Origin of the sequence: Collinsella sp. AM42-18AC (assembly GCF_003467965.1) — a bacterium.
Classification (GTDB): domain Bacteria; phylum Actinomycetota; class Coriobacteriia; order Coriobacteriales; family Coriobacteriaceae; genus Collinsella.
On sequence record NZ_QSFY01000008.1, the window covers coordinates 1 to 24398 of the forward strand.

Here is a 24398-nt window from a genome sequence, read left to right on the forward strand (position 1 = left end):
TCATGGCCCCCGCGCGCGGGGTCCGGGGCGAGCAAGCGGACAGAACAGACAACTGTCCAACAATTCGTGCGAAACACAATGAAAAACCGTTTGATGTGAGTTAATATAAACAACGTCGTGAATCTGACTCCTGCCACATGCATGACAGGGGTTAAACACAAAAAAGGAGTCAACTATGGTTTCTGAGAAGGCTACCCTCGTTAATCCTCAGGGTCTGCACATGCGTCCGGCTGGTCTGTTCGCCTCCACCATGGGCAAGTACGCCTGTGACGTGACGGTCGTCACCCCCGAGAAGGAGGTCAACGGCAAGTCCCCGATGGCCCTCATGGCTGCTGGTATCCCCTGCGGTACCGAGGTCGAGGTCAAGTGCGACGGCGCCGACGAGGCCGAGGCTCTGGCTGCTGCCATCGAGCTCATCAAGAGCGGTCTTGGCGAGTAGAACTCAAACGGGTCGCATGTTGAACAACTAAGTTCATATTTGGGGGCGCAGTGACCTGTTGTAAGGTAGCTGCGCTCTTTTGTCATGGATATGGCAAAACGCTTTATCACATGACACGGAGAGAGGAATGGGAATGTATCAGGGAGTCAACGCTTCCGAGGGCATCGGTATCGGCACCGTCATGGTCGCCGTCGATCCCGACTTGACGTTTGAGCCGCACGAGGTTGCTGATTCGGCAGCAGAGAAGGAGCGCTATCAGTCCGCTCTTTCGGTCTTCTGCGAGAAGACCCAGGCTCAGGCCGACCACATGAAGGAGACGGTGGGCGAGGCCGAGGCCGAGATCATGAGCGGACACATTGTCCTGGCTCAGGACCCGGGCATGACCGACGCCATCAACGCCGCCATTGACGGCGGCACCTGCGCCGAGCAGGCGCTCATGGACACCTCGACCATGTTCGAGAACATGTTCCTGTCCATGGACGACGAGATGTTCCGTCTGCGCGCGGCCGACATCGCCGACATCCGCACCGGTATTCTGGCCGAGCTGCTGGGCAAGGAGGTCGTCGACCTCTCCGTCCTGCCCGAGAATACCGTCGTTGTCGTGCACGACCTCACGCCGTCCATGACCGCCACGATCGATAAGGCCCACGTTGCCGGTATCGTCACCGAGACCGGTGGCCGCACGTCGCACTCCGCGATCATTGCGCGCGCCCTCGAGATCCCGGCTGTCCTTTCGGTTTCCAACAGCTGCACCGCGTTGCGCAACGGTATGACCGTTGTCGTCGACGGTGGCAAGGGTATCGTCGAGGCCGATCCCGACGAGGAGACGCTCGCTGCCTACACCGCCAAGGCCGAGGCCTTCGCTGCCGAGAAGGCAGCCCTCGAGGCCTTCCGTGGCAAGCCGTCCGTGACTGCCGATGGCATCAAGAAGATCATCGCCTGCAACATCGGTAACCCCGATGACGTGCCCAACGCGCTCGATCACGACGCCGAGGCTATCGGTCTGTTCCGCTCCGAGTTCCTGTTCATGGACTCTGCTGAGCTTCCTTCCGAGGAGGAGCAGTTCAACGCCTATCGTAAGGTCGCCAGCGCGCTCAAGGGTGCTCCGGTCATCATCCGCACGCTCGATGTGGGCGGCGACAAGGAGATTCCGTATCTGCACATGGTCAAGGAAGATAACCCCTTTATGGGCTTCCGCGCCGTGCGTTACTGCCTGGCCAATCCCGACCAGTACAAGGTCCAGCTCCGCGCTCTACTGCGCGCCAGCGCCTTCGGTGACGTCAAGATCATGATCCCGCTCGTCACCTGCGTCGAGGAGGTCTTGGCTGTCAAGGAGCTCGTTGAGCAGTGCAAGGCCGAGCTGACCGAAGAGGGTCGCAAGTTCAACGAGAACATCGAGGTCGGCATTATGGTCGAGACGCCCGCCGCTTCGCTGCTCGCAGACCGTCTGGCCGAGGTCGCCGACTTCTTCTCCATTGGCACCAACGACCTGATCGGCTACACCATGTGTGCCGACCGTGGTAACGACACCATCTCCAACCTGTACCAGGTGTACTATCCCGCCGTGCTCCGCTCGCTCAAGAACATCATCGAGAGCGGCGTTAAGGCCGGCATCATGGTCGGTATGTGCGGCGAGGCCGCTGCCGATCCGCTGCTCGAGCCGCTGCTGATCAGCTGGGGCCTGGAGGAGTTCTCGATGAGCGCTCCGTCCATACTGCGCGCTCGCAAGACCATCAGCCAGTGGACCAAGGCCGAGTGCGACGAGCTCGCCGAGAAGGCGCTCGCCTGCAACACCGCCGCCGAGGTCAAGGCGCTGCTCGAGTCCGCAGCTCGCTAATTTGGTATCAGAGGTAACCGCGTGGTTGGAATGGGCCGGCCACGCGGCCCTCACATATACAGGGGGTACTGTAAATGTTCTACACGCTAACCGCTAACCCGGCTGTCGACATGACGGTTTCGAGCTCTCCGCTCGAGCCCGACGAGAACGTCCGCACCGGCTCGGCCAGCTACACGGCTAACGGCAAGGGCCTCGACGTGTCCTTCGCCTTTAAGAAGATGGGTGTCGACACTGTCGCGCTCGGCTTCTTCGCTGGCTTCACGGGCAAGTTCATCGTCGAGGAGGTCATGAACCTGGGTTGCCTCTGCCGCCCGGTCTGGACCGACGGTATCACGCGCATTAACACCTACGTCAACGATGGCCAGCACGAGTACGGCATCCTGAACCCTGGCGCTCCTATTACGCCGCAGCACCAGGAGGAGCTCTACAACATCCTGGACACCGCGGGTGATCTTGAGTGCCTGATCGTCTCCGGCTCCGTGCCTCCCAAAGCTACGCCCGACTTCCTGGCTCAGGTCATGGAGCACGCTCAGGCTCGTGGCGCCGACGTCGTCCTGGACCTGTCCTCCGACAAGCTCAAGGAGCTCGCTCACAAGAAGCCGCTGCTCATCAAGCCGAACCATCACGAGATGAAGGCTATCTTCGGCGTGCCGGTCGACACTGATGACGAGGTCCGCGTTGCCATGAAGATGGCTCACGACGCGGGCGTTCAGAACGTGCTGCTCACCCGTGGTAGCCGTGGCGACGCCTACTTCTCCAACGGCGAGGACATTTGGTACGCCAAGCGTGAGTTCAACATCAAGCTGGTCTCTTCCGTCTGCGCCGGCGACTGCACCCTCGCTGCGTTCCTGCACAAGTGGTACAGGGATCGCGACAACGTCGAGGAGGCCATGAAGCTCGCTATGGCCACCGGCGCCAACGTCGCTGAGTCCGTCGGCATCGGCGACTTCGGTCACGTTGACGAGTACAGCAAGCGCGTTGCTGTCCGCAAGCTCGATCGTCAGTAATCGAAACGCGACATATTCGTGCGCATGCGGCGCCCCGGTTTCGGCTGGGGCGCCTTTTTGTTCCGCCACGGGGGAGAGGAGTCCTTCCGTACTTCATCGCTTCCACACCGTTCACCGAGTTGTCCTAGCCTTTTACCGATGCGTGGAATATACTTTCATTAACACGTTGCCTTGTGAAAGGAACATTCATGATTTACACGCTCACTGCAAATCCCGCCATTGACTACAACATCACCTGCGACGGTCTTGCTGCCAACACCGTCACGCGTACCCGCAACGCCGTCTACACGCCCAACGGCAAGGGCCTCAACGTCTCGTTTACGCTCGACCACTACGGCGTCGACACCACGATCCTGGGCTTTTTCGCCGGTTTCTCGGGCGAGTTTATCGTTAAGGGCGCCGAGGCCCTGGGCGTGCCCGTCAAGCCCGTGTGGACCGACGGCATCACGCGCGTCAATGTGTTCCTCAACGCCGGCCCCGACACCGAGTACAACATGGTCAACGCCGGTGCCGCCATCAACGAGGCCAACGAGCGGGAGATGTTTGAGCTCATCGATTCGCTCGATGACATGACCTGCCTGGTCATCAGCGGCTCGCTGCCTCCCAACACTTCCGAGGGCTTCCTGGCCGAGGTCCTGCGCCGCGTCAAGGCCAAGGGGGCCGAGTTCGTGCTCGATATCTCGAGCCATCAGCTGGCAGACCTCATTGCCATGGAGCCGCTGCTGATTAAGCCCAATGACGACGAGCTGCTCGATATCTTTGGCATTAAGGTAAGCGGCGGCGACGATGAGTCCGTCAAGGGTGCCATGGCCGAGCTGCACGCCAAGGGCGCTAAGAACGTGCTGCTGACGCTCGGCGGCGCCGGTGCGTACTTCTCCAACGGCGAGCACATCTGGTTTGCCAACCGTACTTTTGAGGTTAAGCTGCTGTCGACGGTGTGCGCCGGCGATTCTTCGCTGGCCGCCTTCCTGTCCGTGTGGCACGACGCCCCGGAGCGCGTCGAGGACGCCCTGCGTCTCTCGATGGCCACCGGCGCTAACGTGGTCGAGTGCCCCGGTCTGGGCGACTTCGCCAAGGTCGATGAGTATCAGAAGGGTATTGCAATCCGTCAGGTTTGCTAGTTCCGGCACCTTGCCTGAATAGTTCAATTATTTCGCATCCGTCTTAGACCAGGACGGATGCGTTTTTGTTTATCGGACTTGCGTGTGCAGTGGAGGCTGTTTCTTGCTAGACTTCTTGCAGACGCAATCGATAGCCAATTTGATAGTCGCAGGAGGCCATAGGCATGTGCAATGTTTCGCTCAACGGTACGCAGCCGACCGATGCCTCTATCCGTGTCCTGCGTGCGCTTGAGGCAGCAGGTCTTGAGGCTTGGTACGTGGGTGGTTGGGTACGTGATGCGCTGATGGGATGCCCCAGCCACGATGTCGACATGTGCTGCAGCGGCCTGTGGCTGGAGTCCAAGGCGGCACTCGAGGCCGCCGGCATTGCGGTAGTTGAGTCGGGCATTAAATTTGGCGGCATTACGGCTATTTGCGATGGCGAGCGCATTGAGGTCACCACCTATCGCCTGGACGGCTTCTATACCGACGGTCGTCATCCTCAGAGTGTGGAGCGCGCCGCTTCGCTTGAGGACGATCTGGCGCGCCGCGACTTTACCGTCAATGCCATGGCGTGGCATCCCGAGCGCGGCCTTGTCGACCGCTACGATGGCCAGGGCGACCTAGACCGCAAGCTGATTCGTGCCGTCGGAGATCCCAAGCGCCGCTTTAACGAGGATGCCCTGCGCATGTTGCGTGCGGTGCGTTTTGCCTGCCGCCTGGACTTTGTGATTGAGCCCGAGACCAAGTGTGCCCTTGCCGAGTGCGCGCCGCTGCTCGATGCCGTGGCGCGCGAGCGCGTGGGTATTGAGCTCGAGGGCATTCTATCGACCGGCCACGGGGGAGACGCGATGCTGCGCTACCCCGAGCTCATCTGCGCCGCCGTGCCCGAGCTTGCGCCGGCTCGTGGGTTTGACCAGCGCAGTGTCTATCATGCGTTTAACGTCTACGAACATATCGCCCGCGTGCTGACGGTGGCAGGGGAGCTGGCGCTGTGCGATGGCGTGGCGCCTTCGCCGAGCTTAATGTGGGCAGCGTTTTTGCATGACGTCTCCAAGCCCGATTGCTTTACGGTCGATCACGCCGGCAGCGGCCACTTCTACGGTCATCCCGAGCTCGGCGCCAAGAAGGCGCGCGTCATTATGGATCGCCTGGCGCTCTCGCACGATTTGGTGCGCGATGTGTGCCTGCTCATCAAATACCATGACAAGCCGCTGCGCCCCGAGCGCTCCTGCCTGCTCAATATGATGCGCGCGCTTTCGGGCGAGGGCGTCGACACGCCGCGTCTGATGGACGAGCTCATGGATCTCAAGCGTGCTGACACACTTGGTAAGGCCCCGTCGTGCTTCTATTACGTCGAGACGATTGAGGAGATGCGCGCGATGGCGCACGAGCTGCTGAAGGCGGGGGAGCCCTATACGCTCAAGATGCTCGCCATTAACGGCGGCGACCTGATCCGCGCCGGTGTGAAGCCGGGGCCCGAGCTAGGCCAGCTACTCAACTCCGCCCTCGACGCCGTGATCGAAGACAACATTTCCAACGAGCGCGAAGCTCTTTTGGTCCATCTCAACTTGAATTAGCTACCCAGTTTACCTGCGCGTTCCATAACCTGCCGACAATTTTTTCGGCAATTTGGAATTTCTTCTTGCGCTGATGTTTTTTGTCCCGTAATATATGTCCTCGCAGCACGGCAGTGCAGATGTCATGTGGCCCGTTCGTCTAGCGGTTTAGGACGCCGCCCTCTCAAGGCGGAGATCACCAGTTCGAATCTGGTACGGGCTACCACTTCTTTTCTGCTGAGGCCTATGGCCCGTTCGTCTAGCGGTTTAGGACGCCGCCCTCTCAAGGCGGAGATCACCAGTTCGAATCTGGTACGGGCTACCACGCATCTGATACCCGGTCTTCCCATGGAAGGCCGGGTTTTTTATTTTCAAACAACCGTCTGCAATTCCCGTTTGAACCAGAGCTTTGCGTTCTGCCTATGGCCCTTACGGGTACAATAACCAAGATATTTTGACTGTTAGAAGGAGTCTCATGACGGAGTCCTCTCAGCATACGTCTAAGCCCCAGGTCGAGGTTGAGGCCTCGGGCGGAGATGACAATAAGAGCGCACGCCGCGGCGCCATCTTTATCGGCGTCGTGCTGGTGGGTTATATCGTCTATCTGGTGGTAACCGGGCAGATGGGGCAGTTCTGGGCCGCTATGTCGAGCGTCCAGGCGCCATGGCTCGTTATCGCGTGTCTTTGCATGTTCATGTATCTGTTCTTTGGCATTGTGGCCTATGCGATCGCCGTTTGGCTCGACCCTTATTCGCCCGTCGGCATTCGCGACCTGATCTCGGTCGAGGCGAGCGGTATCTTCTTTGGCAACCTGACGCCCATGATGATGGGCTCTACGCCCGCCCAGATTTACCGCCTGACCAAGGCAGGCCAAAATGTCGGCGAGGCCGGTGCCACGCAGTTCACGCGCTTTATCGTGTATCAGTTTGGCCTCGTTGCCTGGGGCGCCATTCTGCTGCTTGCCCGAATGCCGTTTTTCGCCGAGCGCTATGGCGACATGACGCTGCTGTGCGTCTTTAGCTTTGGCGGTCACTGCTGCATTCTGCTTGGCATCTTTGCCGTCGCGCTCATGCCTAAGACCGTCACGCGCGTCGCGCACTGCATTATCAATTGGCTCGAGCGAATGGGCGTCTCGGCCACCAAGATTGAGGGCTGGCGTACGTTTGTCGACGGCGAAATCTACTCTTTCTCCGAGAAGTTCAAGCTTTCAGCCGGCCACTTTTCGTCCATGCTGCTCACGGTGGTCATCACCATGATGCAGCTCGCGTTTTTCTACCTCGTGCCGTATTTCCTGATGCTTGCCTTTGGCCACCACGAGGTCGACTTTTTCTCGGTCATGGCCGCGAGCGCCTTTGTCCAGCTGTTGAGCTCTGCGGTCCCCTTGCCCGGTGGAACTGGTGGCGCTGAGGGCGGCTTTGCATTGTTCTTGGGTCATTTCTTTGGGTCGGCTTCGACCGCCGGCTATCTGCTGTGGCGCCTCATTACGTTTATTGCGCCGACCATTTTGGCTGCGCCCCTGTTGGGCCTTAAGAGCGCCCACAACGAGAGCATCCATGCGCGCTGGGATCGCGTGATGCGCAAACTCGGCCGCACGCCTCAGACGCCCTCTGCGCCCACTAAGCCGCACCCCACGAATGCTGTTACCGTTGATCCCAAGAAGCACGCTCAGAAGGCTTCTGGGACCGCTAAGCCGGCTCATAAAGCCTATGTGCGCCAGACAGGCGACGGTATTCGCGTATCTCCGTCGGCACTCAATAAGAAGAAGCACCCTAAGTCGCAGTAGGGCAGTCGTGCGTTCTTCATATTGCCGGGCTTTTTTGTGCCGGATGGGGGATAATCCTCTTACGTAGATTATCTCTCATCTGTTGATGAATGCCCGCATATCGAAGGGACACGCCCATGGCCACCAGCAAACCGCGTATTGATCGCCGCATCGTTCGCAGCCGCAATGCCATCCTTTCCGCTTTCGAGCGCCTGCTCATGGAAAAGCCGCTGGCAGACATTACGGTGAGTGCCATCGCGCGCGAGGCCAATGTCGACCGCAAGACCTTTTACGTTCACTTTGGTACGGTCGACGGCCTGCTCGATGCCATTGCCGTCGATGTGGTGGAGATGATTGTCGACTCGGTCGAGAAAACGCTTGCTTCAATGGACGGTGACACCAACGAGCGCGCCCTGGGAGCGGCGGCGACCTTCTTTAAAACCGTTAACGAGGCGTTATGCAACAACCTGGTGCTCAATCGTCAGCTGATCGAGAACATTCCGCTCGATGATTTTATGGCTCGTCTTCGTGCACCTCTCGAGCACGAGATTGCCGAGCGCAATCTGCTGCCCCAAGGCCTTAAGGATGAGATGTTCGACTACTATCTGGCGTTTTTGCTGTCAGGCATTATCGGTATCTATCGCACGTGGGCGCTGTCTGACGGCTCGGTTCCTATTGAGCGCGTCTCTGAGGTCGCCAACGACCTGACTCTCAATGGCCTGTCGAGTCTGGAATCTCGCTTGGATTAGGCCTAATTGGGCTCGTCCGCGTGGAAATTCCTGTTTACGAGGTTCTCCGGCGCCTTGTAGACCTCGCCGGCGTAGGAGCTGTAGCCTGAGGATCCTTAAAAGAAAGTCCAGTTTATCCTTTCCACCCCAATTGGGAATCCTCCGATGCGCCTTCGCACGCTCGCATGACCTCGATACCGTGCGAGCGTGCGAACTCGACGAGCTCTGCGTTGCGGGCGTTAATGGTGCCGAAGGCGGCGGGGCACACGATAAGGCGCGCGCAGTGGACGAGGAGCTCTTTGGCGCGGGCTATGGTTCTATCCCCGATCGGCTCGAAGGCGCGCTCGGTCACGCATTCCGCCGCCAGGTCGCGCGCGAGCTCGCAGTCGATGTCCCCTTCGTGCAGAACGCCCGTGTAGAACGCCTTGCCCTGCCGGATGAGCTGGCGAAACACAGCCGACCCCGTACCTGCGCCGGCGATGACGAACGTGTGCGCATCGCCGTGCGGGCGTCCAATTTCCACGCTGCCGAAGCGCTCGTTGAAGGTGCCATGTTGAAGGCCGTAGAGCTCGCCAATCGTCTCGCGCGTGAATATGTCCTCGGGTACGCCGGCGCGGAAGACCCGGCCGTCCTTCACGCAAATCACCTTGTCGGCGCTTTTCTGCGCGAGCTCGAGTTCGTGGATGGACATGATGACAGCCACATTCCGCGATTTCGCAAGGTGGCGAAGTATTCGCAGCAGGTCGATCTGGTAGCGGATATCGAGATACGACGTGGGCTCGTCGAGCACGAGCACACGCGGATCCTGCGCGATGGCGCGTGCGAGTATGACGCGCTGGCGTTGCCCGTCGCTTATCTGCATGAAGTCGAGCTCGGCGAGCTCTTCCACATGTGCGGTTTTCATGGCCTCGTCGACCCGACTATGGTCGTCGGGCGAGAGTGTGCCCATTCGTCCGGTGTAGGGATGCCTTCCCGCCTCTACGATATCGCGGCAGGTGAGGAGCTCGGTCCGGGGGCGATCTGTCAGCATAACGGCAAGGTTCCTTGCGAACTCCGCCGTCTTCCATCGGGAAATCTCCCGCCCGTCGAGCTCGACCGCGCCGGCAAGCGGTGCCAGATGGCGTGTGATGGTTTTCAAGATGGTCGACTTGCCCGAGCCGTTCGGCCCGATGAGCGCCACGACGTCGCCCGCGCGAACCTCCAGATCGACGCCTTCGACTACGACCTTCTTGTCGTAGCCCGCCGACAGGTCGCTTATGCGGAAAAGCGGCGCTCCGTCAGCCTGCGTTTCGACCGGAGTTTCGAGGTTCGGCTCCGCTCGGAGGAGGCGTTCCGCGCGGAGTTCCGCACGAGCCGAAAGTGCCTTCTGGCGCTTTCGTGCGAGCTCAGGACTGTCTAAGCACGGAATGTCCCCTCCGAGCGTTTTGGGCCGCGGCACGAATTCCCCCATCTACCTCACCCGCTTCTTCAACATGAGCGCGATAACCACCGGAGCGCCGAAGATGGCGGTGACGGCGCTGATGGAAAGCTCGACGGGAGAGAACAGCGTGCGCGCGATCAAATCGCAGCCCGCGCAGAAGATGGCGCCTCCCAAGAAGCACGCAGGAATCACGCGGATGGGCTTCGACGACTTTAGCGCCGACTTCACGAGATGCGGAACCGCGATGCCTACGAACGACACCGGACCAGCGAACGCGGTCACGCAGGCGGAGAGCATGCTCGCTAGAAGGACGAGCACCACGCGGAAGCGTTCGACGTTCACGCCGACGCTTTTCGCGTAGGCTTCTCCCAGCTGGAAGGCGGAAAGGGGCTTCGATATCGCGAATACGCATGCGCTCACGGTAATCACCACGACCGCGATGACCGCGATGTCGTCCCAGCTCGAACCCGAGAAGCTACCCAAAGACCAGTTGTGCAGGTTCACGATGGACTGGTCGTCGGCGAAGGCGATGAGGAAGTTCGTCGCCGCCGAGCAGATGTATCCCACCATGACGCCCGCCACGATGAGCATGGCCATGGAACTTATGCGCCGTGCGATGAGGAGCACGAAGCCGATGGTGATAAGCGAGCCCAGAAACGCTGCGGCCACCATGGCCGGCGAGGACATGGCCTGGTTCGCGCCCAGAAGAACGATCATCGTAAGCGCGACGACGAACTTTGCGCCCGAGGAGACGCCCAAGATGAAAGGGTCGGCGATGGGGTTGTTGAAAAACGTCTGCAGCAGGAACCCCGAGAGCGAAAGTGCCCCGCCGAGAAGCACGGCTGAAAGCACGCGCGGCAGGCGAATCTCCCAGATGACCTGGCTTTCCATGGAATTAGCCGCGCCGCTCGAAAGGATGCCGGGGATGTGGTCTGCGGGCACGAGCACGCTCCCGATGCACAGGTTGGCCCCGACGAGCACGATGAGGGCAACAGCGAGCAGCGCCGTCACGACGCGACACCGCGCGGCGCGCCCCGATTCGTCGTATGCCATGGAAAGCCGGCTTCTCATGGCGCTAACCGAGCTTCCTCAGATAATGGAAGTCGCTCGCGTCATCGCCGGTGAACGCCCCGTGCAGCTCGTCGATAATGTCGGCGGTAGAAGTCATCTGCTGGTACATGTCGGCGCTTGTGACCCAGACGTTGCCGTTCTTCACGGCTTTGAACTGCGACAATAGCGCGTTTTTGCCTACGAAGTCGTTCAAGGTGGCAACCGATTCGTCGATGGTGCCGTTGTAGACGATGATGTCGGCATCCTTCGCCATCGCGTAGAAGCGCTCCATTTCGAGCGTTACTGACGAACCTGACGTCGACGCCGTCTGCGTGTCATCGAGCGCATAGCTGCCGCCTGCAAGCTCGATCATCTGCGCCACGTAGTCGCCCGCCCGCCGCGTGACGGCGGCCCCGTTCGAGTTAATGTAGAAATACGCCACGGTTTTACCTGACGACGCGAGCCCCGACGTTTGCTCGACGCGGGCCTTCTGCTCGTTGAACAGGTGCGCGGCCTCGTCTTCCTTGTCGAACAGGACGCCGAAAAGCTTAATCCACTCGACGCGCCCGAGTGCTTCGGGCTCGCTCGACGACTGTTCGGTGAGCACGACGAGCCCGAGCTTCTGCAGCTTTTCCTTCACATCGGGCGTGTGGTTGATCATGGTGTTCTCGATGGCGAGCGTGCAGCCCGAGGCCGATATTCGCTCGTAGTCGGGCGCGCTGTACTTGCCGCCGTAGGCGATCGCCCCACTTTCGAGCGCGCTTTTGAAGCCCGCGACCGAGCAATCGTCGGCCTTCGTGCCCGACATGATGATATTGTCGTTCGCATCGAGCGCGTCGACCAGGCACATCGTCGCCGACGACACGAGGTACACCTTGTCGGCGGGGCGCCTTATGACCGCGATGTCGGAGCTCAACCCATCAGGTACCTTCGCATCTTGCGTCACCACGAGGAAGCGCTCCCCGTTCGAAACGCAGATAAGCCGCAGGCCGCCTTCGAACTCGTCGACAGTGAAGTGCTCGGCGTATTCAAGCTGAAGCGCTCCCGTCGGCTCCCAGCCGCAGCCCAAATCGGCGTTGTGGAAGTCGGCCGCGGCGCTTGAAGCCGTTCCCGCAGGGGAGCCGCCGCTTGCATCGTCGCCCGATTTCTCCTTCATGGTGGATGAGTCGAAGTGGAGCGTGTAGTCGATGGTGTGCGGCGTCGACATGGCGACGGTCTCGGCCGACACGGCGATGTCCTCGTCGAGCGTGACGGGTATCTCGAACGTGGAGTTGCCGCCGTCGTTTACGGGCGCGTAGTCCACGCCGTCGACGGTCATCTTGTCGTAGTTCGAACTCGACCAGGTGATGGTCGCGGTGTAGGTGTCGCCATCCTTCACAATTGTGGTGGGTGAGGCGATTCTTGCGCGCCCTGACCCGCCGGAAAGCGAGACGCTCACCGTGTATTCCTGAGAGCCCGCCGTGCCACCGGTCGCGTTCGGGCTCGCACTGCACCCCGCGAAGGGAAGCGCGAGCAGGGCGACGAGAACGCAGGCGATCGCGCGCGCCGCGATGCTGTGGAGTTTCCTGTTTTCCCCCTTGGGAAGAATCGACCGCATGGCGTTACTTCAGTGCGTCGGCGCGCAGATCGACGCCGGCGGATTCGAACACAAGTGTGCGGTCGTACCACTGCTCTTTTCTAATACTCCACGCGGCACAGGCGGTGTCCTCGTCGAGCGCATCAACGGGCACGTCGTAGGTGTACTTGCCTTCCGCGTTTTCCACATAGGGGATGAAGTCGGCCTCGCTTGCGGCGGCAGCCTCGTCGCCCGTGCCCATGAAGAGCTTGCCGTAGCCCGTGCCGGAAAGCGTCATCACGCAGTGCATGGAGCCGTTTTCCACGATGAGCTGGGCGTCCACGATCCTGAACATGTTCGAGCTGGAATCTACGGTGATCGGATAGGTGCCGTCGGCCACCTTGTCGGCGGTGATGGGGGCAGCGCTTTCGCCCTCGGGCGCATCGGCCGCCTGTTCTGTCTTTTCTTGGGAATCGGCATCGCTTGCCTTTGCGCTGTCGATTGAATTTCCGGCGCAGCCGGCGAGCGAGAACGCGAGAAGCGCCGCCGACAGGGCGAAGACGAGGGTTTTCTTCAACATGGAGGGATTCCTTTCAATCGCTTCTACCGCCCGCGCCGTGCGGTGGGCGGGCGGGATGCGAATGCAACGGGCATGCGCCGTCGGTCGGGGAAGGCGCATGCCCGTTGCACGGGGACGCGACCGGCGCTCCCGTGCGCGGCGAGTTTACAGCTTGGCGATGGCGTCGTCCACGTGCGAGACGTAGATGTCGTCGACCGCGACGTTCTGTCCCAGACCCTGGAGCAGGCACGTCACTTCGAAGCCGGCGGCCACGAACTTCGCAGCCCAGCTGTCGGGGTCGGTCTCGTCTGCCATGTCGTTGTTCGCGTGGTCGCCCGCGACCACCATGAACGGCGCGAGCACGGCCTTCTTGTAGCCTGCGGCGCTCGCGGCGGCGATAACATCCTCGCAGGTCGGTTCAGCCTCGACGGTGCCGACGAAGAACTGCGTCAAACCCTCGTTCTTGAACACTTCCTGCATCTTGGCATAGTCGGCGTTGGAATCGGCTTCGGTGCCGTGGCCCATGAGGCACAGCGCCGTCTCGCCGTCGTCGAAGGACGCCATGTTCTCCTTAATGGCTGCGGCCACCTTTTTGTAGTCGTCGTCGGAGGTGAGCAGCGGGTCGCCGAGCGAGATCTTGTCGAACTTGTCGGCGTACTTGTCGAGCTCGTCTTTCACGTCGGCGTATTCCAGGCCAGCCATGAGATGCGTCGGCTGCACGACGATTTCCTTCACGCCGTCTTCCACGCAGCGGTCAAGCGCCTCGGTCATGTTGTCGATCGTGATGCCGTCGCGCTTCTTCAGCTTGTCGATGATGATCTGCGCGGTGAAGGCGCGGCGGATGTCGTAGTCCTGCCAGTACTTCTCGCGGATAGCGTCTTCGATGGCGCCGATGGTGATGTGGCGCGAGTCGTTGTAGCTCGTGCCGAAGCTCGTGACGAGGATGACCGGCTTCGCGGCCTTCTCCTTTTCACTAGATTTCTCGGAACTCGCGGAGGTGTTGGAGCAGCCCGCGAGCGCGACTCCGGCGAGCGCGACGGCTCCGGTTGCTGCGGCGCCCATGAAGCCGCGGCGTGACATCTGGTCGGACATGGTTTTTCCTTTCCTCGGTTTGCCGGTCCCCCGGCGACAGTTGCTTGTCGGCACAAGCGAAAGAAAAGCGCACCCCTCGGGGTTCACAAGGAGCTAACGCCACGGCGATGCCGTGAGGAAAAGGCGAAGCAGTCTGGCTTGGGGCGCGAGGCGGTTCGCCCGCGCGTCCTATACAGTAATGTCCCTTGCCCAGGATTCCCACCTGGTTCCCTCCGCAAGCCAGCGCGGGCTGTGCAGGCGCCGCGCCGGTCATTTCCTTTTATCCGATTGTCATATGCTCGTTGCCGAAACTTTTACTATGATAGTGGGCACTTGTGAACGTGTCAAAGCCAGCGCGGGCGGCATTGCGCCTCCTGCCTGCGTATTTGCGCCGATTGCTGCCGCAGGCGCCGTGTTTTGCCCGCTGCGCGAATGGCGGCGTAAACGGTTGCGATGAGAAACGGGAAGGGAAGGCTCGGATGATTCATATCGTTGGCGCAGGCTCGGGCGCCGCCGACCTTATCACGCTGCGCGGGGCGCGCCTTCTGCGCGCGGCCGACGTAGTCGTTTGGGCGGGAAGCCTTGTGAATCCCGAGCTGCTCGCCGAGTGCAAGGAATCCTGCGTCGTCTACGACAGCGCGCACATGACCTTGGAGGAAGTGCTCGACGTGATGTGCGCGGCAGATGCGCGGGGCGAGGAAGTGGTGCGCCTGCACACGGGCGACCCGTGCCTGTACGGCGCCATCCAGGAGCAGATGGACGCGCTCGACGCGCGCGGCGTGGACTACGAGGTGGTGCCCGGCGTGTCGAGCTTTTGCGGTGCCGCGGCGGCGCTTCGCCAGGAATACACGCTGCCGGGAATCAGCCAGTCGGTCGTGATCACGCGGCTTTCCGGACGTACCCCCATGCCCGCGGGCGAGGGCATGCGCACCATGGCGGAAAGCGGCTCGACTATGGTCATCTTCCTGAGCTCGGGTATGCTCGCCGAGCTTTCCGCCGAGCTTTTGGGCGCGGGCCGCAGCTCCGACGAGCCGGCGGCGCTCGTGTACAAGGCGACCTGGCCTGAGGAGCGCGTGGTGCGATGTACGGTGGGCACGCTCGCCGATGCGGGCGCGCGAGAGGGCATCGACCGCACGGCACTCGTGGTGGTGGGCCGCGTGCTCGGAGCTCGTGGCGGGCTTGCGCACAACGGCGCGCAAGCGGAGTCGTACGAGCGCAGCAAGCTTTACGACCCTTCGTTTGCCACGGGGTATCGAAAGGCGAGCAGCTAGCGTGGCCTTCGAGCACTACATATATACCGGGACGACCCGCCTGCGCTGCGGCTACACCACGGGGAGCTGCGCCGCGCTCGCGGCGAAGGCGGCCTGCGAGATGCTCTTGTCACGAAAGCCCGTCGGCCGCGTGTCGATCGTCACCCCCGGCGGGCTGCCTGTCGAGACGGACGTGGTTGACGCATGTATCGGCGAGGGGTGCGCCCAGTGCGCCGTGCGAAAGGACGCAGGCGACGATGCCGATGTGACCGACGGCGTGCTCGTGTACGCGCGCGTGGAACATGCGGGGTCGGGCACGGGCGCTGCGGGCAGCAAGGGCGTGCCCGCGCGCGAATCGGAAGTTTCCGTCGATGGCGGCGTGGGCGTGGGGCGCGTGACGTTGCCCGGGCTCGAGCAGCCGGTGGGGTCGGCCGCTATCAACGCGACGCCGCGCGCGATGATCACTTCGGCGGTGCGCGAGGTGTGCGCCGCGCACGGCTTTTCTGGAAATATTGCTGTGACGATTTCGGTACCCGAGGGTGTTGCCCTTGCCGAAAAGACCTTCAACCCACACCTGGGGATAGAGGACGGCATTTCCATCCTGGGCACGACGGGCATCGTCGAGCCGCGCAGCCTCGCTGCCTTGCGCGACAGTATCGAGCTCGAGATCCGGCAGCATGCGGCTATGGGGCGGCGCGGAGTTGTGCTCACGCCCGGCAACTACGGCGCGCAGTTCATCTCGGGGCATTTTCACCTAAACGGTGCGCCGGTGGTCTTCATCTCCAACTTTGTGGGCGATGCGATTGATTGCTGCGTTCGCGAGGGATTTACCAATGTCCTTCTTGTGGGACACATCGGCAAGCTGGTGAAGGTCGCGGGCGGCATCATGGACACCCATTCGCGTACCGCCGACTGCCGCGCGGAGATTCTGGCCGCCCACGCGGCCTTGGCCGGCGCGGGAACGAAGACCGTGTGCGAGATCATGTCGTCGGTCACGACCACGGCGGCGCTCGAGGTAATCGAGGCCGCCGGCGTGGGGGACGCTGCGCGCGCCTCGCTCGCTGCGGCAATCGATGACAGGTTGCGCCGCCGCGCGGCGGGCGCATGCGACATCGCCGCGGTCGTGTTCGACGCCGAGCGCCGCGAGCTTTTCCGCACGTCGGGCGCCGATGCAGTTATCGGGGAATTGGGGGCTACGTATGAGTAAAGGCGTGCTGTACGGGGTGGGCACGGGACCTGGCGACCCCGAGCTGCTCACGATCAAGGCCGTCCGCACAATCGAATCGTGTCCGGTCATCGCCGCACCGCAGACGGCGGACGGGGCCATGGTCGCGCTCGACATCGTGCGCGGCGCCGTCGACCTTACAGGCAAGACGGTGATCCCCGTGCGATTCTCGATGACGCGCGACGCCGAGTGCCGCGCGGCCGAGCATGCCTCGCTTGTTCGCGAGCTTGTCGCGCACCTGGATGCGGTCCGCGACGTCGCGCTGCTGAACCTGGGGGACCCGAGCATCTACGCCACCTTCCAGCGCATAGCGCCCGACGTGCGCGCCTGCGGGTTCGAGGCGCGCGCCATTCCCGGCGTTCCGAGCTTCTGCGCGGTCGCCGCAGCGCTCGAGCACGACCTCACGCCCGAGATGTCGTCGCCTCTGCACATCGTGCCCGGCGGCTACGACGACGTGCGCCGCGCAATCGGCTGGCCGGGGACGAAGGTGGTCATGAAGGCGCGCCGCTCGCTTGCGGACACGAAGCGCATCCTTCGCGAGGAGGGCGCCTTCGACGGTGCCGAGCTCGTAGAGGACTGTGGGCTTCCGGGCGAGCGCGTGTACCGCTCGCTCGACGATGTGCCCGATCGGGGCAGCTACTTCTCGACGATGGTGGTGCGCTAGATGAGGGTTTCCTGCATAGCGTTCACTGAGAGGGGGTATGCGTTGGCGGAGCGCATCGCACACGCGCTTTCCGATTGCGCGCAGACAGGTGAAGATGACCCTGGCTGGGACGTTTCCGTTTCGCGCGGGTTCGGCGAGTGGAAGGCCGACCTGCGCGCATGGACGGCGCTCGCGTGGGAAGCGTCGGACGCGCTTCTGTTCGTGGGCGCGGCGGGCATCGCCGTGCGGGCGATCGCGCCGCATGTCGCCTCGAAGGCAAGCGATTCTGCGGTTGTGGCGATCGACGAGGCGGGGCGCTTTGCCGTCCCGCTTTTGTCGGGGCATTTGGGCGGTGCGAACGAGCTTGCGCAAACTGTGGCACGCGCGGCAGGGGCCATCCCCGTCATCACCACGGCGACCGACGTCCGCGGCGTGTGGGCGGTGGATACGTGGGCGCGCTGTGCGGGGCTCGCCGTTTCGAATCCCGAGGCTATCAAGCGAGTGTCGGCGCGGCTGCTTTCGGGCGGGCGCGTGGCGCTCTATTCCGACATTCCGATTTCGGGACAGCCGCCTGAGGGGGTTGACATTGCGTCCGACCGCGCTCGGGCCGATATCGTCGTGTCGCCGTTCGCTGGCGCGAATGCGGGTGCGTCCGTTCGCACGGCGGAGACAACGGACGAGGTCGTGCCCGCCGGTGAGACGGGGAAGCCGGCGGGCGTGCGGGCGCAGGCGCCTGCGCCCGAGCCGCTTCACCTTGTCTTGCCCTGCATCGTTGCGGGCATAGGGTGCCGTCGCGGTGCGTGCGCCGAAGCGATCGGGGAGGCGTTTCTTCTCGCGTGCGGGCAGGCGGGCATCTCGCCTTCGGCCGTGCGCGAGGCGGCGACGATCGACGTGAAGGCGCGCGAGGAGGGTCTGCTCGCCTTCTGCCGCGCGCGCAATATCCCACTCGCGACGTATTCCGCAGAGGAGTTGTCGCAGGTCGAAGGCAGCGTTTCGCCATCTGATTTCGTGCGCGCGACGGTGGGGGTCGACAACGTGTGCGAGCGCGCGGCGCTCGCGGACGGGGGTAAACTTATCTTCCCGAAGCTCGCTCACGGCGGCGTGACCGTCGCGTTTTCCAAGGTAACTATTGAACTTTCGTTTAAGGAGCGGTGATGGGAAAGCTCTTCGTGGTGGGGATCGGCCCGGGCGGCCCCGACGGCATGACGATTGCGGCTCGGCGCGCGCTCGAGGCGGCCGACATCGTTGTGGGGTACACGAAATACGTGGAGCTCGCGCTCGCCGCCGTGCCCGACGCGGCGCATCTCGCGACGCCGATGATGCACGAGGTCGAACGGTGCCGCCTGGCGCTTTCGCGCGCGCAGAGCGGAGAAGCCGTGGCGCTCGTGTGCAGCGGTGACGCGGGTGTGTACGGCATGGCGAGCCCCGTGCTGGAGCTTGCTGAGGACTACCCCGATGTAGACGTGGAAGTTATCGCCGGGGCCACCGCGGCTCAGAGCGGGTCGGCGGTGCTCGGCGCCCCGCTTGCCCACGACTTCGCGGTCGTGTCGCTCTCCGACCTGCTCACGCCGTGGGAGGTCATCGAGCGCAGACTCGCCGCCGTGGCGAGCGCCGACTTCTGCATCTGTTTGTACAACCCGCGCAGCAGAAAGCGCGCCGACAGGCTCTCGCGCGCGGCGAAGATTATGCTCGAATGGAAGGCCCCCGACACGCTCTGCGGCTGGGTGCGCAACATCGGGCGCGAGGGGCAGCAGTCGGGTATGTGCAGGCTCTCCGAGCTGGGGGAGTTCGATGCCGACATGTTCACCACCGTGTTCGTCGGCAACGCGGACACGAAGCGCGTAGGCGGCCGTATGGTCACGCCGCGCGGGTATCGGGAGATTCCATGCGAAAGGTAACGATCATCGGGGCGGGGCCCGGAAACCCCGACTTGCTCTCGCGCGCGGCGCTCGACGCGATCGACATCGCCGACGTGGTCATCGGCGCTCATCGCGCGCTTGTCGGCATCGACGTGCCGCCCGACGTGGTGAGATGCGAGCTCGTGAAGACGGCGGACATCGTCGCCGCGCTCACCGATGCGGCGTCGTGGCAGCGCGCCGTGGTCGTGATGACGGGCGATGTGGGGCTGTTCAGCGGCGCGCGCCGCCTGGTGGAGGCGCTCTCCGGCGACGCGCGGGTGGACGTGCGTGTCATTCCCGGCATAAGCTCAGCGTCGTATCTCGCCGCGCGCCTCGCGCGTCCATGGCAGGATTGGCGCTTCGCGAGCGCTCACGGCGTGGCGTGCGACATCGTGGCCGAGGCCGTGCGCGCAGGCGAGCTCTTCCTCGCCACGTCGGGCGGGGAAGACCCCTCGCGGCTTTCGGGCGAGCTTGTGCAGGCGGGCTTCGGGGACGCGCGCGTGACGGTGGCCGAGCGCCTGTCGTACCCCGACGAGCGCATCACCTGCGCGACCGCAAGTGAAATCGCAGGTCAGAAGTTCGACGACTTGAACGTGATGCTTATCGAGCCCGCAGGCGGCGCCGGGTCGCCTGCGGGCTCTAGCGCAGCCTCCGAGGCGCCGGCCGGCGCGTCTGCGCCCGCGGCGACTTCTTCCGCGGCGGACTCTGCGGGCGCATCCCGCGCCGCGAGCCCCCGATGGCCGTACGCTTCCTCGGGCATTCCCGACGAGCTCTTCATCCGCGGCGACGTTCCCATGACCAAGCAGGAGGTGCGCGCCGTCGCGCTCGCGAAGCTGCGCCTTACCGCGACCGACACCGTGTGGGACGTCGGCGCCGGCACGGGGAGCGTGTCGATCGAGGCGGCGCTCGTCGCGCGAGCGGGGTCGGTATGGGCGGTCGAGCGCAACGCGGCCGGCGTGCGGCTCATCCGAGAGAACGCGGATACATTCGGGTGCGGCAACGTGCATGCGGTCCCCGGTGTCGCCCCCGAAGCGCTCGCGAATCTGCCCGTCCCCGACGCCGTGTTCGTCGGCGGGAGCGCGGGCGAGCTTTCCTCCATCGTGGAGGCGGCGCTCGAGAAGAACTCGCGGGTTCGCCTGTGCGTGCCATGCGTCACCGTTGAGACGCTCACCGAGGCGTGCGCGCTCCTCTCGGGTTCGCGCTTTAAGGGGTTCGAGGCGTGCCAGGTGTCGGCCGCCCGTGCCGAGGCTGTAGGCTCGCACCATCTTATGAAGGCGCAAAACCCCGTGTTCCTCGTCAGCGCGCGTGGTGCGGGCGCGGATGCCGAGGAGCTTACCGAAGTCGGGGCGCTTGTTGAGTCGCCTGTCGGGGAGGACCCCTCTGCCGAGGGGAACCCATCCGTTGAGGTGGTCTCGCTTGCTAACTGCAACGCCGCAGGTGGGGAAGGCGGCGCCCGGTGAGCACGTCCATCCCGCGCTTCTTGGTCGCTGCGCCCTCGAGCGGGAGCGGCAAGACGGTCGTCACGTGCGCGCTCCTGCGCGCGCTCGCGCGCCGCGGCCTTGCATGCGCGGCCTTCAAATGCGGCCCCGACTACATTGACCCGCTCTTTCATCGCCGCGTCGTGGGTGCGCGCTCGGGCAATTTAGACGGCTTCTTCACTGACGCCCCGACGCTGCGCGCCCTGCTCGCACGCGGCGCCGTGGGCGCGGATGTCGCGGTGCTCGAGGGGGTCATGGGCTTCTACGACGGCATGGCGCCCGGCGTGGCCGAAGCGAGCAGCTACCAGGTTGCGCGCGACACGGAAACGCCGGTCGTTTTAGTGGTGAACGGGCGCGGGGCGTCTTTATCGCTCGCCGCCGTAATCCGCGGCATCGCCGAGTTCCTGCCTTGTGCGAACGTGCGCGGCGTCGTGCTGAACAAGACGAGCGCCGCTGCCTGCGCCTACGCTGCGCCTGCGATCGAGAAGCACACGGGCGTCGCGGTTTTGGGGAATATCCCCGCCGACGAGACGTTCTCGCTCGAAAGCCGGCATCTGGGGCTTGTGGCCGCCGGCGAGGTCGAGCAGCTCTCCGCGCGCATCGACAAGATGGCCGAGCTGGTGGAAAAGAGCGTCGACGTCGACCGCTTGCTCGAAATAGCGGCGACGGCACCCGATATCCGCGAGGAACCTTACCGGTTGGAGCCGATCGCGGGAGCGCGGCCCATCGTCGCCGTCGCGCGTGACGAGGCGTTCTCGTTCTACTACGAGGAGAACCTGCGCGCGCTCGAGGACCTGGGTTGCGAGCTGGCCTTTTTCAGCCCCCTGTGTGATAGCGAGTTGCCCCGGGGGACAAGCGCCCTCTATCTGGGGGGCGGCTACCCGGAGCTCCATGCGCGGCGGCTCTCCGAGAACGCGCCGATGCGCGAGGCGGTGCGGCGCGCGGTGGAATCCGGCATGCCGACGGTCGCCGAATGCGGTGGGTTTCTGTACCTGCAGCGCGAAATCGCCGATAGCGAGGGGCGGCGCTGGCCTGTTGCGGGCGCCCTTGAGGGCGCAAGCGAGAACGGGGGAAGGCTGTCCCATTTCGGGTACGTGGAGCTTACTTCCCAACGCGACGGGCTCTACGGTCCGCGCGGCACACGCATCCGCGCGCACGAGTTCCACTACTGGCAGTCCACCTGCCCGGGCGGCGACTTCTGGGCGCAGAAGCCCCGGCGCGACAAGGGCTGGCCGTGCATGACGACCACCCCGTCCCTGGTGGCGGGCTTCCCGCATGTGTACTATCCTGCGAACCCCGACGTTGCGCGCGCGTTCGCGTCTGCCGCAGCGTCGTTCGCAGAGAGGAGACGGCATGGCTGAAGCAACCGAAACCGCGCTTGCCTGCATCCGCGAGGAAGTCGAGCGCGCGTTCTCGTCGGCGCCGGGCGCCGTGCTCGAAGCCGCGCTCTCCCGGATCGCGCCCGCAGACGAGTGCGCCCGCGCCGCCGCGTACGCCACGTGGGATTCCATCGCGCACCCCTTGGGGGGATTGGGCGACTTTGAAGACGCCGTCGCGTGTATCGCCGCAGCTCAGGGGAGCGCCGAGGTGGCCGAGTTTCCCCGTGCGCTCGCGGTATTCTTCTCCGACAACGGGGTCGTTGCCGAAGGCGTGTCGCAAAGCGGGCAAGACGTGACGCGAGCCGTCGCGCGCAACATGTGCGAGGGGGCCACGAGCGCCTGCCGCATGGCGGCGTTCGCGGGTGCCGAGGTCGTGCCCGTCGACGTGGGTATGGCCCGGGGTATAGAAGACACGCGCATGGTGCGCGCGAACGTGCGGCGGGGGAGCGACAACATCGCTCTCGGCTCCGCTATGTCTCGCGATGGGGCCGTGCGCGCGATCGAGGTCGGAATTGCCGTCGCGTGCGGGCTTGCCCGCGCCGGCGTGCGCCTTCTCGTCGCGGGCGAGATGGGCATCGGCAACACGACCACCTCGGCGGCGGTGGCCGCAGTGCTCATCCGGGCGGACGCGCGGAGCCTTGTCGGGCGCGGCGCGGGGCTCTCGGACGCCTCGCTCGCGCGCAAGCGCGACGTGGTCGAGCGCGCTATCGACGCGAACTCGCCCGATCCCGCCGACCCGATCGACGTGCTCTCGAAGGTGGGCGGCTTCGACATCGCTGCGATGTGCGGCTTCTACCTGGGGGCCGCGGTCTCGAAGGCGCCGGCGCTCCTCGACGGGGTCATATCCTGCACGGCGGCCCTGTGCGCGGCGCGCCTGTGCCCCAACGCCTTGGGCTACCTCGTGGGCACCCACGCATCAAGCGAACCCGCAAGCCGGGAGCTCCTTCGCGAGCTCGGCATAAAGGCGCCCCTCGACGCAGGCATGCACTTGGGCGAGGGCGCGGGCGCCATGGCGTATCTGCCCCTTCTGGATTCGGCGCTGCGCGTGTACCGGGATGGGAAGACGTTCACGGCGACTGGCATGGCTGCTTACGAGCATTTCGAGGCCGGGAAATGACGGTGACGCTCGTCATCGGCGCCGCCGCGAGCGGCAAGAGCGCCTACGCCGAGTCCCTGTGCCTCGGGCACGACGGCCCCCGCGTGTACCTGGCAACGATGGAGCCCTTCGGGGAAGAGGGCGCCCGCCGCATCGCGCGCCATCGGGCGCTGCGCGAGGGCAAGGGGTTTTCCACCCTCGAGTGCTCGCGTGACGTGGGCGCCGCAGCGCCCGGGCTTCCGCGCGGCTGCACACTTCTTTTGGAGGACGTGGGCAACCTGGTTGCGAACGAGCTCTTCGCGGAAGGCGGCTTGTCCCCGCGTGACCCCGACGCTGCGGCGCGCGAGGTACTCGGAGGCATCGAACGGCTCGCTCAGGCCGCTGCGTATACGGTGGTGGTCACCGTCGACGTGTTCGCCGATGGGATGCGCTACGATGAAGGGACCGAGGCATGGAGGCGCGCGCTCGCGCGCGTGAACGCGGGCGTGGCGGCGCTGGCCGACCATGTAGTCGAAGTGGTATGCGGGATTCCCGTGTGGATGAAAGGCGAAGGACCTACAAGGTGAAGATAGCAGAGGCAATCGGCGCGGCGTTCGGAACGTTCTCGCGCATCCCCGTCCCGAAATCGGCCTGGACCGATTTCGGGTCAACCCATGCACTTGCCGCGTTTCCCCTGGTGGGCCTTGCGGAAGGCTTCCTCATGACGGCGTGGGGGCACGTGGCGAACCTGCTCGGCGTGCCCGCGACCATCGTCGCGGCCGTGCTCGCGGCGCTGCCTGTGGCGGTGACGGGAGGCATCCACCTAGACGGGCTCTGCGACACCTCCGATGCGCTTGCAAGTTGGGCCCCGCGCGAGCGAAAGCTCGAGATCATGCACGATCCGCGGGCGGGCGCCTTCGGGGTCATCGGTGTTGTTGTGTACCTTATTCTGCAGTTTTCCCTGTTCACCGCGCTGCCGCTTACGGCGGGGGCGTTCCTCGCGCTTCTGTGCTCGCTCGTGTTCTCCCGCGCGCTTTCGGGACTCGCCGTTGAATGCTGGCCTGCCGCGCGGGCGGACGGCATGGCCGCGGGGCTCTCGCCTGCGAAGAAGCGCGCGGCGATCGTCGTGCCGCTTTGCGCTTTCGCTGCGGCTTCGGCTGCAGGGATGGTCGCGTGCGATCAGGCCGTCGGCGCCTTTATGGCGGTGGCGGGGCTTTTGGTGCTCGCGTGGTACCGCCATGTTGCCCTGTCCCGCTTCGGCGGGGTGACGGGGGATTTGGCCGGATGGTTTCTGCAATGGGCCGAGCTCGCGATGCTTGCCATGCTGGTGGTGGGGGGCATGCTCCTATGATGCTCGTGGTAG

22 protein-coding genes and 2 tRNA genes are annotated in these 24398 nt (G+C 64.0%); 19 read left to right on the top strand and 5 right to left on the bottom strand.

What is annotated here, in order from left to right:
• Positions 1–175 precede the first annotated feature (175 nt).
• From DW913_RS05725 to DW913_RS05765, 9 genes are all read left to right on the top strand, one after another.
• Positions 176–439: an HPr family phosphocarrier protein gene (locus tag DW913_RS05725; protein ID WP_022094575.1), complete on the top strand. Its 264-nt coding sequence runs from the start codon at positions 176–178 to the stop codon at positions 437–439.
• 133 nt (positions 440–572) lie between these two features.
• Positions 573–2276, top strand: coding sequence for a phosphoenolpyruvate--protein phosphotransferase (gene ptsP, locus DW913_RS05730; protein WP_035138206.1), 1704 nt, complete (start codon positions 573–575; stop codon positions 2274–2276).
• A 74-nt stretch (positions 2277–2350) separates the two neighbouring features.
• Positions 2351–3283 (top strand): 1-phosphofructokinase family hexose kinase, encoded by a 933-nt coding sequence (locus tag DW913_RS05735; protein WP_006233969.1) that lies wholly within the window; start codon positions 2351–2353, stop codon positions 3281–3283.
• Between the two features lie 188 nt (positions 3284–3471).
• Positions 3472–4404 (top strand): 1-phosphofructokinase family hexose kinase, encoded by a 933-nt coding sequence (locus DW913_RS05740; RefSeq protein ID WP_117635162.1) that lies wholly within the window; start codon positions 3472–3474, stop codon positions 4402–4404.
• Positions 4405–4568: 164 nt separating this feature from the next.
• Positions 4569–5963, top strand: coding sequence for a CCA tRNA nucleotidyltransferase (locus DW913_RS05745; RefSeq protein WP_117635163.1), 1395 nt, complete (start codon positions 4569–4571; stop codon positions 5961–5963).
• 128 nt (positions 5964–6091) lie between these two features.
• Positions 6092–6168, top strand: a tRNA-Glu gene (locus DW913_RS05750).
• Positions 6169–6190: 22 nt separating this feature from the next.
• Positions 6191–6267, top strand: a tRNA-Glu gene (locus tag DW913_RS05755).
• Positions 6268–6417: 150 nt separating this feature from the next.
• Positions 6418–7725 carry a lysylphosphatidylglycerol synthase transmembrane domain-containing protein gene (locus DW913_RS05760; RefSeq protein ID WP_117757230.1) on the top strand — a complete coding sequence of 436 codons (1308 nt, stop codon included), beginning with the start codon at positions 6418–6420 and terminating at the stop codon, positions 7723–7725.
• Between the two features lie 116 nt (positions 7726–7841).
• Positions 7842–8453: a TetR/AcrR family transcriptional regulator gene (locus DW913_RS05765; RefSeq protein ID WP_158551920.1), complete on the top strand. Its 612-nt coding sequence runs from the start codon at positions 7842–7844 to the stop codon at positions 8451–8453.
• A gap of 112 nt (positions 8454–8565) precedes the next feature.
• On the opposite strand, the gene DW913_RS05770 is transcribed toward DW913_RS05765, so the two are convergent.
• The 5 genes from DW913_RS05770 to DW913_RS05790 form a co-directional block, all read right to left on the bottom strand.
• The gene (locus DW913_RS05770; RefSeq protein ID WP_117797883.1) at positions 8566–9882 is read right to left on the bottom strand and encodes an ABC transporter ATP-binding protein; all 1317 of its coding nucleotides are present in this window, start codon (positions 9880–9882) and stop codon (positions 8566–8568) included.
• Positions 9883–10905, bottom strand: a complete 1023-nt coding sequence (locus DW913_RS05775; RefSeq protein ID WP_117797885.1) for an iron ABC transporter permease — start codon at positions 10903–10905, stop codon at positions 9883–9885.
• A gap of 22 nt (positions 10906–10927) precedes the next feature.
• Positions 10928–12499 carry an ABC transporter substrate-binding protein gene (locus tag DW913_RS05780; protein ID WP_147349633.1) on the bottom strand — a complete coding sequence of 524 codons (1572 nt, stop codon included), beginning with the start codon at positions 12497–12499 and terminating at the stop codon, positions 10928–10930.
• Between the two features lie 4 nt (positions 12500–12503).
• Entirely contained in the window at positions 12504–13037 is a 534-nt protein-coding gene (locus DW913_RS05785) for a hypothetical protein (protein WP_117797889.1), read from the bottom strand.
• Between the two features lie 144 nt (positions 13038–13181).
• A complete protein-coding gene (locus tag DW913_RS05790; protein WP_117583469.1) occupies positions 13182–14108 on the bottom strand; it encodes a sirohydrochlorin cobaltochelatase in 927 nt (308 codons plus the stop codon).
• Between the two features lie 458 nt (positions 14109–14566).
• Between DW913_RS05790 and cobM the strand changes: the two genes are divergently transcribed.
• Genes cobM through DW913_RS05840 form a run of 10 tightly spaced genes read left to right on the top strand, consistent with a single transcriptional unit; the run spans position 14567 to position 24386 of the window.
• Positions 14567–15358, top strand: a complete 792-nt coding sequence (gene cobM, locus DW913_RS05795) for a precorrin-4 C(11)-methyltransferase (RefSeq protein ID WP_117765632.1) — start codon at positions 14567–14569, stop codon at positions 15356–15358.
• Between the two features lies 1 nt (position 15359).
• A complete protein-coding gene (gene cbiD, locus DW913_RS05800; protein WP_233542010.1) occupies positions 15360–16544 on the top strand; it encodes a cobalt-precorrin-5B (C(1))-methyltransferase CbiD in 1185 nt (394 codons plus the stop codon).
• Positions 16537–17226 (top strand): precorrin-2 C(20)-methyltransferase, encoded by a 690-nt coding sequence (cobI, locus tag DW913_RS05805; RefSeq protein ID WP_117797891.1) that lies wholly within the window; start codon positions 16537–16539, stop codon positions 17224–17226. The genes cbiD and cobI overlap by 8 nt, the downstream gene beginning before the upstream one ends.
• A gap of 42 nt (positions 17227–17268) precedes the next feature.
• Positions 17269–18360 carry a cobalt-precorrin 5A hydrolase gene (locus DW913_RS05810; protein ID WP_233542011.1) on the top strand — a complete coding sequence of 364 codons (1092 nt, stop codon included), beginning with the start codon at positions 17269–17271 and terminating at the stop codon, positions 18358–18360.
• On the top strand, positions 18360–19103 hold the full coding sequence (gene cobJ / locus DW913_RS05815; protein WP_042435525.1) for a precorrin-3B C(17)-methyltransferase: 744 nt from the start codon (positions 18360–18362) through the stop codon (positions 19101–19103). Before DW913_RS05810 ends, cobJ begins: the two co-directional genes overlap by 1 nt.
• Positions 19091–20563: a precorrin-6y C5,15-methyltransferase (decarboxylating) subunit CbiE gene (gene cbiE / locus DW913_RS05820; protein WP_117797895.1), complete on the top strand. Its 1473-nt coding sequence runs from the start codon at positions 19091–19093 to the stop codon at positions 20561–20563. The genes cobJ and cbiE overlap by 13 nt, the downstream gene beginning before the upstream one ends.
• Positions 20560–21942, top strand: coding sequence for a cobyrinate a,c-diamide synthase (locus tag DW913_RS05825; RefSeq protein ID WP_233542012.1), 1383 nt, complete (start codon positions 20560–20562; stop codon positions 21940–21942). The genes cbiE and DW913_RS05825 overlap by 4 nt, the downstream gene beginning before the upstream one ends.
• Entirely contained in the window at positions 21935–23077 is a 1143-nt protein-coding gene (locus DW913_RS05830) for a nicotinate-nucleotide--dimethylbenzimidazole phosphoribosyltransferase (protein WP_117797896.1), read from the top strand. The genes DW913_RS05825 and DW913_RS05830 overlap by 8 nt, the downstream gene beginning before the upstream one ends.
• On the top strand, positions 23074–23622 hold the full coding sequence (locus DW913_RS05835; protein WP_117797966.1) for a bifunctional adenosylcobinamide kinase/adenosylcobinamide-phosphate guanylyltransferase: 549 nt from the start codon (positions 23074–23076) through the stop codon (positions 23620–23622). Before DW913_RS05830 ends, DW913_RS05835 begins: the two co-directional genes overlap by 4 nt.
• Complete coding sequence (locus DW913_RS05840; RefSeq protein ID WP_158566200.1) at positions 23619–24386, top strand: adenosylcobinamide-GDP ribazoletransferase; 768 nt, start codon at positions 23619–23621, stop codon at positions 24384–24386. The genes DW913_RS05835 and DW913_RS05840 overlap by 4 nt, the downstream gene beginning before the upstream one ends.
• Positions 24387–24398: the final 12 nt, after the last annotated feature.

Excerpts from the sequence above, each read along its gene's own strand:
- DW913_RS05740 (WP_117635162.1), top strand. The coding sequence starts at position 3,472 with ATGATTTACACGCTCACTGCAAATCCCGCCATTGACTACAACATCACC.
- cbiE (WP_117797895.1), top strand. The coding sequence starts at position 19,091 with ATGCGAAAGGTAACGATCATCGGGGCGGGGCCCGGAAACCCCGACTTG.
- cobJ (WP_042435525.1), top strand. The coding sequence starts at position 18,360 with ATGGGAAAGCTCTTCGTGGTGGGGATCGGCCCGGGCGGCCCCGACGGC.
- DW913_RS05775 (WP_117797885.1), bottom strand. The coding sequence starts at position 10,905 with ATGGCATACGACGAATCGGGGCGCGCCGCGCGGTGTCGCGTCGTGACG.
- DW913_RS05735 (WP_006233969.1), top strand. The coding sequence starts at position 2,351 with ATGTTCTACACGCTAACCGCTAACCCGGCTGTCGACATGACGGTTTCG.
- ptsP (WP_035138206.1), top strand. The coding sequence starts at position 573 with ATGTATCAGGGAGTCAACGCTTCCGAGGGCATCGGTATCGGCACCGTC.
- DW913_RS05780 (WP_147349633.1), bottom strand. The coding sequence starts at position 12,499 with ATGCGGTCGATTCTTCCCAAGGGGGAAAACAGGAAACTCCACAGCATC.
- DW913_RS05835 (WP_117797966.1), top strand. The coding sequence starts at position 23,074 with ATGACGGTGACGCTCGTCATCGGCGCCGCCGCGAGCGGCAAGAGCGCC.
- DW913_RS05725 (WP_022094575.1), top strand. The coding sequence starts at position 176 with ATGGTTTCTGAGAAGGCTACCCTCGTTAATCCTCAGGGTCTGCACATG.
- DW913_RS05745 (WP_117635163.1), top strand. The coding sequence starts at position 4,569 with ATGTGCAATGTTTCGCTCAACGGTACGCAGCCGACCGATGCCTCTATC.
- DW913_RS05760 (WP_117757230.1), top strand. The coding sequence starts at position 6,418 with ATGACGGAGTCCTCTCAGCATACGTCTAAGCCCCAGGTCGAGGTTGAG.
- DW913_RS05830 (WP_117797896.1), top strand. The coding sequence starts at position 21,935 with ATGGCTGAAGCAACCGAAACCGCGCTTGCCTGCATCCGCGAGGAAGTC.
- DW913_RS05790 (WP_117583469.1), bottom strand. The coding sequence starts at position 14,108 with ATGTCCGACCAGATGTCACGCCGCGGCTTCATGGGCGCCGCAGCAACC.
- DW913_RS05765 (WP_158551920.1), top strand. The coding sequence starts at position 7,842 with ATGGCCACCAGCAAACCGCGTATTGATCGCCGCATCGTTCGCAGCCGC.
- DW913_RS05770 (WP_117797883.1), bottom strand. The coding sequence starts at position 9,882 with ATGGGGGAATTCGTGCCGCGGCCCAAAACGCTCGGAGGGGACATTCCG.
- cobI (WP_117797891.1), top strand. The coding sequence starts at position 16,537 with ATGAGTAAAGGCGTGCTGTACGGGGTGGGCACGGGACCTGGCGACCCC.
- cobM (WP_117765632.1), top strand. The coding sequence starts at position 14,567 with ATGATTCATATCGTTGGCGCAGGCTCGGGCGCCGCCGACCTTATCACG.
- DW913_RS05785 (WP_117797889.1), bottom strand. The coding sequence starts at position 13,037 with ATGTTGAAGAAAACCCTCGTCTTCGCCCTGTCGGCGGCGCTTCTCGCG.